Here is a 903-nt window from a genome sequence, read left to right on the forward strand (position 1 = left end):
GTTGTCGAGGGACTCACGTCTCAATGTTGTTGTCGAGGGACGCCCACGTCCCTCGACTAAGGATTAGAGGTGATACTATAACTCCCACATGGAAAAACCTACAGAAACCTAATATAGCGTATTTTATAACAAGCACTATAACTAACTATGCTCCTATACTCATAGAAGATAAGTATAAAGATATATTATTGGATAGCTTATATTACTATAATAAAAAATATAGCTATGATTTAGTGGCTTATGTTATAATGCCTGAACATATACATTTTATCTTAAAAGGTAATAATGAAGAAAAATTACATCAATATATGAGAGAATTTAAAACTTATACATCAAAGCAAATACTAAAAGAACTAATAAAAGAAAATAAAAATAATATACTTAATGTATTTGCAAGTAAGGCTAACGGAAAAGCTAAATATGCTGTTTGGATGCAAAGATACAGAAGCATCCCAGTTTATAATGAGAAAGTATTAAAACAAAAAATTGATTACATACATAGAAATCCCCTAAGAAGAGGATTAGTAGATGATGTAAGAAGTTATAAATACAGTAGTTTTAATTTGTATTACAAATAGTGTTAAATATAAAAGTTATAATAGATTAAGTTGAGGGACGTGGGCGTCCCTCAACAACAAAAAAACAAAACGCTGAACATTTTTTCCGTTGTCAAAACATATCACTTGGGATTTTGCAACACGCAATTTAGCGTTAGTTGTCGAGTGACATCATATTCCCATATTGGTAGTTATCTAGTGACGTCCACGTCCTTGTGTTATTAGTTGTCGAGGGACGCCCACGTCTCAATGCTGCTGTCGAGGGACGCCCACGTCCCAATGCTGCTGTCGAGGGACTCACGTCTCAATGCTGCTGTCGAGGGACTCACGTCTCAATGTTGTTGTC

General features: G+C 34.8%; 1 protein-coding gene. It reads left to right on the plus strand.

What is annotated here, in order from left to right; all coding sequences use genetic code 11:
• The coding region (locus L21TH_RS10090; RefSeq protein WP_205617985.1) for an REP-associated tyrosine transposase at positions 1-578 on the plus strand (578 nt) is incomplete at its 5' end.
• Positions 579-903 lie beyond the last annotated feature (325 nt).

Origin of the sequence: Caldisalinibacter kiritimatiensis (assembly GCF_000387765.1) — a bacterium.
Classification (GTDB): Bacteria; Bacillota; Clostridia; order Tissierellales; family Caldisalinibacteraceae; genus Caldisalinibacter; species Caldisalinibacter kiritimatiensis.